The following is a 9,283-nucleotide window of genomic DNA, read 5'->3' on the forward strand; positions in this document are numbered from 1 at the left end:
GATGGAACGCAAAGACATTCGCAACATCGCAATCATCGCCCACGTCGACCATGGCAAGACAACCTTGGTGGATGGCATGCTCAAGCAGAGTGGTATGTTTCGCGACCCCAGCCAATTGGGCGAGCGGGTGATGGACTCAAATGATTTGGAGCGGGAACGCGGCATTACAATTTTAGCCAAGAACACCGCCATCACGTATAAGGACGTGCTCATCAATATTGTGGACACCCCCGGACATGCCGACTTTGGCGGTGAAGTCGAACGGATTCTGTCCATGGTGGATGGGGCGCTTTTAGTCGTGGACGCCAACGAAGGACCCATGCCGCAGACGCGCTATGTGCTGCAAAAGGCTCTCAAAGCCGGCATTCGTCCGGTTGTGGTGCTCAACAAGATGGACCGCGAGGGGGCGCGGCCCGAAGAGGTTTTGGAGCAGGTGTTGGAACTGTTCATCGACTTGGAAGCCAATGATGAGCAGTTGGATTTCCCGGTTCTGTACGCCTCGGCAAAGCAGGGGATCGCATCCACCAATCCCCGGCTGCCGCTCGAAGGCAATTTAGAACCGTTGTTTGACGCGATTTTGGAGCACATCCCCTATCCTGTCGGCGACGCCGAGGCTCCCTTGCAAATATTGGTTACGACGTTGGATCATGATGACTATGTCGGTCGGTTGGCCATCGGTCGCGTGCGCCAGGGGACCTTGAAAACGGGGCAGACGGTGGCGGTGGCCCATCATGACGGCGAACTGGAGCGCACCCGGCCGTCCAAGCTCTTCGGCCGCATGGGTCTAAAGCGCACCGAATTGGAATCCGTCACGGTGGGCGACATTGTGACGTTGGCCGGTTTGTCCAGTGTAACCATTGGCGACACCATCACGGATCCGGACAATCCGGCCCCCTTGCCGCCCATCACGGTGGACGAGCCCACGCTGACCATTTTGGTGGGAGTGAACACCAGCCCCTTTGCCGGACAGGAAGGGACCTACGTAACCTCGCGCCACCTGCGCGACCGGCTGTTCCGCGAGCAGGAGCGCAACGTAGCGCTCAGAGTGGAGGAAACGGAGGACGCGGAAGTGTTCCGGGTCTCTGGCCGGGGTGAGCTGCACATTGGCATTCTGCTGGAGGAAATGCGGCGGGAAGGCTACGAAATGGAGGTTTCCAAACCGGAAGTGATTCTCAGGGAACCCCCCGAAGGGCTCATGGAGCCCATGGAGCGGTTGTTTTTGGACGTGCCGGATGAATACGTGGGCGCGGTGATGGAGCTTTTGGGACCGCGCCGGGCTACGATGGTGGCCATGGGGCAAGCGGGCCCGGGGCAGACGCGCTTAGAATTTGTTATCTCCGCTCGTGGCCTTTTAGGCTTTCGTTCGGCCTTCATCAACCAGACCCGCGGCTACGGCATCATGAACCATTTATTTGAGGGGTATGAGCCGTACGGTGGGCCTATCGACGAACTGCCACGGGGAGCCCTGGTCGCCATTGAAACCGGAGTGGCGACGTCGTATGCCTTGGACAATGCCCAGGAGCGGGGCGTTTTGTTCATCGGCCCCGGGACGCCGGTCTATGCCGGCATGGTGGTGGGCGAAAACAGCCGCCCCACCGATTTGGAAATCAACGTGTGCAAGAAGAAGCATGTCACCAACATGCGCAACGCCAATGCTGAGGAGGGGATTCGGCTCACGCCGCCGCGGCTCTTAACCCTGGATCAGGCCCTCGAATATGTGAAGGCCGATGAGCTGGTGGAGATTACGCCGAAGAATGTGCGTCTCAGAAAGGCAACCTTGGATCCCCATCAGCGAAAGCGCGAGCGCATCCAGCGCCAGGCCTGACATGTCCTGGCCCTTGACGGACGTTCAGTCCGGCTATTCGCTCCTCCGCTCCCTATACAGCATCCCTGAATTGGTGCATGATTTGGCGGCCCGCGGATTTCACGCGGCCGCTTTGACGGATTGGGAGACGCTGGCGGGGACGGAGGAGTTTGATCGTCTCATGCGTGAGAAGAATCTAATCCCGTACCTCGGGGTCTCGCGGCAAATCCGGGTGGGGGGAGCGGGGCATGCAATCCGGTTGATTGCCCTAAGCCACAGTGCCTGGTCCGCCTTGGTCAATTTTGAGGATTGGACCCCAGTTAATTCCCCGCCTGATTTGGCCGTGGTACTGGGGCCGGAAGACAACGCCTGGTGGCGGGACCTGCCGCCGATTGCCGGGCCCGTGGTGGTGGAGCTCGCGGCGGGACAGCAGGCGTTGCTAGAGCTTCTGCCCCCGAACTGGTATTGGGTACCGGCATGCGCGGTGCGTTTTCCGAACCCTGAAGACCAGATGGCGCATCGCGTGCTCGCCGAAATTGGCGGCTTGACTCCTGAACGGGAGGCCCAGGCACTCCCGAATCTCGAGGCGCTGATGGCGCCCTACGCCGATTGGCCGCGCGACCGGTTGTGGAGTCCGCCAGAGGTGCCCTCGGTTCTGCCCGACCGCGGCTGGAAGATGATTGCTCTCGGCAGTGTTGAGGAACTTTCAGAGAAGGCGGAGGCGGGCCTTCGCCGTCGATATCCGGACGGCGTCCCAGCGCACGCGCGGGAGCGGCTCTCCTATGAGCTTCGGGTCATTGGCGACCTTGGGTTTCCCGGATATTTTCTCATGGTGGCGGATGTGGTCGGCTGGGCCAAACAGACCGGCATCCGGGTCGGGCCGGGGCGCGGATCGGCCGCCGGCAGCCTGGTATCGTATGCGCTCGGCATTACCGAGGTCAACCCGTTGGACTATGGGTTGGTATTTGAACGGTTTTTGAACCCCGCCCGCCGCACCTGGCCGGATATTGACCTGGATTTTGAGGATGTGCGCCGCGGCGAAGTGATTGCCTACCTCCGCCGGCGCTTCGGGGCTGACCGAGTGGCGCAGATTGGCACCTATGGGACGCTGGGGGCACGGGCCGTTTTGCGTGATGTCGCACGGGTGATGAAGCTGCCGATTGAGGCCGTCAATCAGGTGATGAGATCCATTGACTGGCAGCTAAACGACCGATTGCAGGACCATCATGACGAATTAATCCGTCTGTCGGAGAAGGCTCATCTGGGGACCGCCTGGATAGCCTTGGCGCGGCGCTTGGAGGGGTTGCCGCGCCACCGTTCCACCCATGCGGCGGGGGTGATTATCGCTCCCCGGTCTTTTAGGGGGTGGATTCATTGCCACGGCGACGAGCAAAGCGGCTGGGTTACGGATTTTGATATGGGATCGCTGGAACGCCTGGGATTTGTCAAATTGGACGTGTTGGGGCTTCGCACGCTCTCTCTGCTCTCCCGCATTGAGGCGGAAGCAGGACTATCGCCCCACAGCATGGCCACGGTGGATGGCCAGGATCCCAAGACACTCCGGCTCTTAGGCCGGGGGGATACCGACGGCGTGTTCCAATTGGATGGCCGCGGCGTCAAGCGTCTTTTGCGCGAAATGCAGCCGCGTTCCCGAGAGGAAGTCATGCTGGTGGTGGCCTTGTATCGTCCCGGGCCGATGGAGATGATTGGGGAACTTTTGCGACGGCGCCGGGACGGCTATCGAGTGTCATCGGATGACCCGCTGGCAGCCCTGTTGAGCGAGACCTATGGGGTGATGGTCTATCAAGAACAGTTGATGGCGGCCGTCCAGCAGGTGGCGGGTTTGAGTCTCGCCGAAGCGGACTTGATTCGCCGGGCCATCTCCAAAAAGGATCATGCGCTTCTCATCCAGGAAGGCCAGCGCATCATCCGCCAGATGCAAGAACGCGGATTCAGCCGGGTGCAAGCGGACCAATTTTGGGAACGCATCCGGGCCTTTGGCGATTACGGCTTCAACAAGTCGCATGCGGCCAGTTACGGCATGATTAGCTACTATCAGGCGTTTTTGAAGGCGCACTATCCCGAGGCGTTCTGGGCGGCGGAACTGTCCCATCGGGAGGGCGAACGGCTCGGGGAACTGATGCGGCAAGCCATGAGCCAAGGTCTCACGATTGTCCCCCCGCACATTAACCATAGCGATGAGGCGTTTCGCGTTGAAGGCGGGAATCTCAGGGCCTCGTTGTCCATCATCCGCGGTTTAGGTCCGGAGACTGTGCGCCGGATTGTCGAGGAGCGTGCGCAACATGGACCGTATCAGAATGTCGCTGACATCATGGCCCGCTTAGGTGGGACGCTGGGACAACGGGGCCTGGAATGTCTTGCTCTGGGGGGCGCCTTAGAAGGATTGGGGCTCGTACGGCCCCGAAGGGCGCAGCAGATGAGTCTGTTCGAATCGGCCGATGAAGCAGCGGGGGAAGTTATCGAGCGGGATGACCGGGCCGCCTGGGGATTCGATTGGCCGAAGCCAGAAGGCCCCATCTATGTGCGCCTGATGGATCCCAACCAAAGCCAGAGTGTGGTTGAGGCCATCCGGCGGGTGGCGCGCACTGTGCCCGGCACGGTTCCCGTTGCCGTCATTCAGGGGCCCGATCGTGTGCGCCGCATAGATGACGTCTCGGTCGCTTTTGACGTGGCAGCCATCGAGGCGCTGAAGGCCATACCCGGTGTGCTTGCTGCCGGCCGCCAGGTCACTAACGGAGCGTCTTCTGCCAGGCGCTGAAGAGCGCATTCTCCGACTTAAACCCATAAACCTGATCCAGTGCGGCCGTAAAAGATTGTCCATTGTGCAGCGCCCCTAAGAACTGGGCGAAGGCGCGATGGCCTTTTGCCGTTTCGAGGTACTGCACCAGCGCCAGCCCTTCCCGATATGCGCGGCTTTGATTGGCGAGCGCATAGAAATTGCCATCCAACGCGCTCATGGAGTACAGGGGACCATGGAGGCTATTGGAGCGGGTAATCCACATGTATCCCGTGGTGCGCCAATCCTCATACTGCGCCACACCTTCATTGAACCAGGCGGGATAGTTGGCGTCGGCCTTGAGATTCAATAGCGCATGACCCAACTCATGCGGAGCGGGGCCATCCGTCAAGAATTGCTGCCGGGCCGCCTGACCGGTGCCCAACCAGGCTGTCGGGGACAAGATGTCAATCACGCCGTCGTAGGTATAGCCGATGTTGTTGGCATGGGCGTTTAGCCCTACCGCCGCATTCATCGCTGCCTGAGAACTGTAGAGAACTACCGTCAGGCGATGCTGGGAAGTGACCGCCAAATTTTTCTCCTCAAAGGGGAGCGCCCGGGTCAACGCGTCGAGGGTCCACTGAGCCGCCGCTTGTTGGCCAGGTGGGTAATAGAGGAGAAAATGGCGAGTGGTCATTTGGGGCCAGGACGCCAACTTCGCACGGGTGGCATGAATGTCGAAATTGCGGTTGGCCGCATAGGCAGCGCGTTCAATCGGCTGATGAAGCCACCCCAGCACCAGCGCCACCAGAGCCAATAAAGAAAAACCCCAGCGGCGCGGTCCTGTCCGCGGGGATGTCCCTGTCGATGGCATCGCCATCAGCGTCCACCTCCCCGAATCATTGTATCAGCGAGCCAGACGTTGCTGGGACACCAATGTCCGGTGTGATTGGGGATGTTTGTCAGCCCAGCGCGAGCGGCTGCGAGATGACGGCAAGAAACCCGGCCTGGGGCTTGGTCAGTCGCCTGACCGAGGCCGGCGCGCTAAAGAGGACTCAAGGCATCGCCTACATATGGCCACGACCGCGTTGGTGCGATACCCTAATGGGAAGGGAGGGGAATAACAGTTTGGATCAAGGTAGGTAAAATTGTGATGAAGCAAGAAACGCTGTCGCCCGAGCAAGACATGGTCAACGAGTTGCTGTCGATTGTCCAGATTTTCAGTGCTCGCCTGTATGGTTTGCGATCCTACAAAAAGGAGTTGAAACATGCTCTTAGCGACAAAGATCCGCATTAATGTCTCCCCCCGCGATGCAGAGACGCTGAAGTTCATGCAAGCCAAGTGCCGAGCCCTGTACATTGGCACTAGTGTCAGTTGAAGGCGGGGGCAAAGTGGTCGCTCTATGAGGCCAAGAGAACGCGGCAACAGAGTCGTCAAGTGGATCCCGCGATTAATGCCGGGTACGGTAAGTTACTGCAAAAAGTCTTCTTTCGGCTCGACGAGGCCATGCAAGCCTTCTTTCGGCGGGGGAAACGCCGCCTGGGTTCCCGCGTTACCATCCTCGGCAGAAATTGTTCACCGTGAAATATCCCGGCATGTACATCCAAGTGCAAGGTCAACAACTCATCAGGCTGAAAGAGCTATCGTGTTGGGTGATCACGATGTGCTGAGCATACGCTCAGGAATTTGAACATGTTTACACATATTTAGAAAGGCAGGTCCGCATGTCCTCGCTACAGGATTTCTTTGTGGAGCTCACCGAAAATCGGCTGCAGCAAAGTCTTGCTCGGATCAGCATCACGGATAACCGGGCGCTGGGCCTTCTCGGGTTGGTTACCGTGCTTATGGGGGGGCTCTGGGCCGTGTACCTTGCTCCCACGCTTCATCATACCGCCCTGCCGGGCACGATGGATCACGACCGGGTGATAGTGGCACTGGTGGTCTTAACGATTTCCTTATTTGCTGCAGGGTATTCCTTGCTCTTGACGGTGCAGTACGACAACCCCGACATGGCGGAATTCTATCAAAAGTATTATGCGGACAATGAGCGCGCTTATGCGGCATACTTTGCGTCCGCCATTCAGGCGATTAGCCTCAACAACGCTGTGGCCCAGCGCAAGTCCCGTCTGCTGCTGGCCTCCACCTTGTCGCTCTTTGTCAGTGTTCTCGTTATAATAATCTGAAACGGAGGTGAGATGCATGCCATCGCAAAAAAATGACGACAAGGGGACGCCGTTGCCCGCGCCGGATCCTGCTCTCGTTCACGCGGTGCATATGGGGCCAGATTTGGACCGTCTCTTGCGCCTGCGTCCTCAAGACTTGCTCAAACCTCGAAAGCCAAAACCGCGGCCATAGCACGCCGTTCCAATCCTACTATGCAAGGCATGAAGCCTTACGGTTTCTGGTTTGTTTGGCGCCGTTGCGGCTAGGGGAAGCCGGCCGCTTAGGATACCCCGCGGGTATGCGTGGGCCGGAATCGGCCCATGGGCTCATGGTAGATGGCTCACGGCCGCCACCCATCGGTGGAGGAACGCACCCGGCCTCCACCCTATCGGCGCCAGTCGATGCGCTCAGCGATAGGGCTCCGTCGCTGGACGGGAATCATTTCCGGATGACCCACGCGGAGAAAGGCGATGGGCCGTTCGTCTGGTGTCAGTCCCAGCCACTCTCCCACGGCTTCTGAGGAGACCAACGGACCGGTATTCCAGTAGCAGCCCAAGTGCTCACTCCAAGCGGCCAAGATGATGTTATAGCAGCTCATGGCCATGGAAGCGTAATCTTCCTCCCGCCTTACAGGATTTGGGTCGAGCTTTTGTATGGCCACAATCACCACCGGGGCCTCCAGAAATTCTTGGCGTGCCCGTTCGGCGCGGGCCGCGGCTCCCTCTTGGCCGCGCCGCTTGTCCAGCACCGCTTGATAGCGCAAATCGGCCAGCCTTTTGAGGCTCGAACCCGTGACCACTACAAATCGCCAGGGTTCGCTGACATGATGATTGGGAACCCAGGGCGCCACGTCCAAAATGCGTCGGATGACCTCATCGTCCACGGGTTCTGGGGTAAAGCGGCGTACCGAACGCCGATTCTTCAAGGCTTCCAATAAGTCCATGCTGTCCCTCCTGATTGTCACCTCCCTTACACTACGATACTTGCCGGATTTGGGGAAGCGGATCAGGAGACGGTGAGGATAACCGCGCCGTTATGCAGATCATGCACGGTGGCATTGGTGATGCGACAAATCCACATTGCCACCCGATCGCGCTCGACTTCGTTGGGGGCGACAAAGACGGGCGCCATACCGCCGGAGGTGACCACGTTTTTGTCACAGGTCACAATGGCAAACATCTTTGGGGTCGGGGCATCAGCCATGGGTTTCCTCCTTCTGTTGGGTTTGACGACGGTTTTTGGTGTTGGCCATGGCCGACCACTTGCCCGACTCCAGCACTGGCACCTTCTTAATGGCACGAATCAATTTCTCCATATTGTGCTCCACGGGAATGATGGTCAGGCCGGCCTGTCCGGTGCCGGCCGGCATCGCCATGCGGCAGAGGGTGGCCTGCTCGGGATAGCCCACATCCTTTTGCACACCAACCGCTGCCGCTGCTTCATGGGCGATGGCCTGGCGCTGAGCGACGTTCCAAAGGACGGCCTCACCCCGCGGACCTCTCGGGGTGAGCAACACTCCGAGGGCGTATTTCTCATATCGCTCGCGGGAATCGGCCAATCCCACCTCCATCATCATCACCGGACCGGCATAGAGCAGGGTGCCTTTCTCAAACTTCACGGGGGCGGGCTCCACGTCGACCAGTTTTCCAAGATTTGGCCCCGACATGAGCATTTCGCCCAAGAAAATGAAGACAATCCCGGCGATGATGCCGATCCACCAGGTCCATTCCGACACCAATGAGGTGGCGAGGGCGACCAGCATGGCGAGAAAGTTGCGGGCCTCGTAGGTGATCGCGATGCCTTCAATATAGCCCGCTCCACGAGGGATGAGAATTAGCTTTTCTTCGGCCTCCAGCGTCTTACGCTCGGTGGAGCGCACGTCGCGAAACTGCGTGGCTGCCAGCGTCAAGAAGGTGGCTGCGGTAAATTCCTTGCCTAACAGCGAGACGATAATGCTGGAGCCGATCAAGGCGGCAATGATGGCCAGCGCCACTTGCGAAATGTAGCCGGACGGATATCCCGGATAATGGCTTCGGCCGGACTTCAAATACAAAATGCGGGAGATGAAGCCAGCGCAAAAGCCGATAATCATGGGGTCCCAGTTGATGGGTGGCGTCGATCCTGACATGGCAACCTCCTCGTATAAAAAGAATTAGCCTACTAGCCTAAGACCAAGGTCTTGGGGCTTGCCGCGTAGCGGCAAGCGGCTGTCTGCATCTGGAATAATCTGGCTTGCCAGATCGGGTTTCGTCGACGATGCTCGAAGCACATCGGGACGATTCAAAGCTGGTGACCTCCTGCCGCTGAGACGGCTTTCTAAGTCTGTGAGTCGGCGACGCCTCTTCGTTACAGCTAACGCGCGGGATGCCGCCCCCACCGGGGAGACCCGTGGCACCGGTCTGTCGCACACCGCGGTCGGGGATGACGGCTTATCAGCGAGGTCGCAGCGAAGGCGTTGGCGCGCCGGCGAAACCCGGTTCCCGATGCATTCCCCAGCGAAGGGAGGTGAGACAGGATGGAGACCGTGTTGTACGTTGGCATTGACACGAGCCTCGGGAACCATGTGGTCTGTGCCATG

The 9,283-nt window shown here is 59.2% G+C and carries 9 protein-coding genes; 4 read left to right on the forward strand and 5 right to left on the reverse strand.

All coding sequences use genetic code 11. The annotated features are described in order from the left end of the window. Position 1: 1 nt before the first annotated feature. Entirely contained in the window at positions 2–1,825 is a 1,824-nt protein-coding gene (gene typA / locus HIJ39_RS04750; protein ID WP_169097237.1) for a translational GTPase TypA, read from the forward strand. A 1-nt stretch (position 1,826) separates the two neighbouring features. Further along, the gene (gene dnaE, locus HIJ39_RS04755) at positions 1,827–4,583 is read left to right on the forward strand and encodes a DNA polymerase III subunit alpha (RefSeq protein WP_169097239.1); all 2,757 of its coding nucleotides are present in this window, start codon (positions 1,827–1,829) and stop codon (positions 4,581–4,583) included. Here dnaE and HIJ39_RS04760 read toward each other — a convergent pair. Beyond that, on the reverse strand, positions 4,555–5,421 hold the full coding sequence (locus HIJ39_RS04760; protein WP_169097241.1) for a peptidase MA family metallohydrolase: 867 nt from the start codon (positions 5,419–5,421) through the stop codon (positions 4,555–4,557). The genes dnaE and HIJ39_RS04760 overlap by 29 nt on opposite strands. A 270-nt stretch (positions 5,422–5,691) precedes the next feature. On the opposite strand from HIJ39_RS04760, the gene HIJ39_RS04765 reads away from it, so the two are divergent. Together HIJ39_RS04765 and HIJ39_RS04770 are read left to right on the forward strand one after the other, a co-directional pair. Beyond that, positions 5,692–5,838 carry a hypothetical protein gene (locus HIJ39_RS04765; RefSeq protein ID WP_169097243.1) on the forward strand — a complete coding sequence of 49 codons (147 nt, stop codon included), beginning with the start codon at positions 5,692–5,694 and terminating at the stop codon, positions 5,836–5,838. A 428-nt stretch (positions 5,839–6,266) separates the two neighbouring features. Further along, entirely contained in the window at positions 6,267–6,725 is a 459-nt protein-coding gene (locus HIJ39_RS04770) for a hypothetical protein (protein WP_169097245.1), read from the forward strand. Positions 6,726–7,090: 365 nt separating this feature from the next. Here HIJ39_RS04770 and HIJ39_RS04775 read toward each other — a convergent pair whose 3' ends face one another. The 4 genes from HIJ39_RS04775 to HIJ39_RS24555 all read right to left on the reverse strand — a co-directional run bounded on the left by HIJ39_RS04775 (position 7,091) and on the right by HIJ39_RS24555 (position 8,989). Beyond that, entirely contained in the window at positions 7,091–7,648 is a 558-nt protein-coding gene (locus HIJ39_RS04775; RefSeq protein WP_169097247.1) for a nitroreductase family protein, read from the reverse strand. Between the two features lie 62 nt (positions 7,649–7,710). After that, the gene (locus HIJ39_RS04780; protein ID WP_169097249.1) at positions 7,711–7,908 is read right to left on the reverse strand and encodes a capping complex subunit for YIEGIA; all 198 of its coding nucleotides are present in this window, start codon (positions 7,906–7,908) and stop codon (positions 7,711–7,713) included. Then, positions 7,901–8,833, reverse strand: a complete 933-nt coding sequence (locus tag HIJ39_RS04785) for a YIEGIA domain-containing protein (protein WP_169097251.1) — start codon at positions 8,831–8,833, stop codon at positions 7,901–7,903. Before HIJ39_RS04785 ends, HIJ39_RS04780 begins: the two co-directional genes overlap by 8 nt. 24 nt (positions 8,834–8,857) lie before the next feature. Further along, positions 8,858–8,989, reverse strand: a complete 132-nt coding sequence (locus tag HIJ39_RS24555) for a hypothetical protein (protein WP_275107262.1) — start codon at positions 8,987–8,989, stop codon at positions 8,858–8,860. Positions 8,990–9,283 lie beyond the last annotated feature (294 nt).

The organism is Sulfobacillus harzensis (genome assembly GCF_012933365.1).
GTDB classification, from domain to species: Bacteria; Bacillota; Sulfobacillia; order Sulfobacillales; family Sulfobacillaceae; genus Sulfobacillus_B; species Sulfobacillus_B harzensis.

What these genes read in the sequence shown, in the direction of transcription:
- typA (WP_169097237.1), top strand. Translation starts at nt 2, where the DNA reads ATGGAACGCAAAGACATTCGCAACATCGCAATCATCGCCCACGTCGAC.
- dnaE (WP_169097239.1), top strand. Translation starts at nt 1,827, where the DNA reads ATGTCCTGGCCCTTGACGGACGTTCAGTCCGGCTATTCGCTCCTCCGC.
- HIJ39_RS04785 (WP_169097251.1), bottom strand. Translation starts at nt 8,833, where the DNA reads ATGTCAGGATCGACGCCACCCATCAACTGGGACCCCATGATTATCGGC.
- HIJ39_RS04770 (WP_169097245.1), top strand. Translation starts at nt 6,267, where the DNA reads ATGTCCTCGCTACAGGATTTCTTTGTGGAGCTCACCGAAAATCGGCTG.
- HIJ39_RS04775 (WP_169097247.1), bottom strand. Translation starts at nt 7,648, where the DNA reads ATGGACTTATTGGAAGCCTTGAAGAATCGGCGTTCGGTACGCCGCTTT.
- HIJ39_RS04760 (WP_169097241.1), bottom strand. Translation starts at nt 5,421, where the DNA reads ATGGCGATGCCATCGACAGGGACATCCCCGCGGACAGGACCGCGCCGC.
- HIJ39_RS04780 (WP_169097249.1), bottom strand. Translation starts at nt 7,908, where the DNA reads ATGGCTGATGCCCCGACCCCAAAGATGTTTGCCATTGTGACCTGTGAC.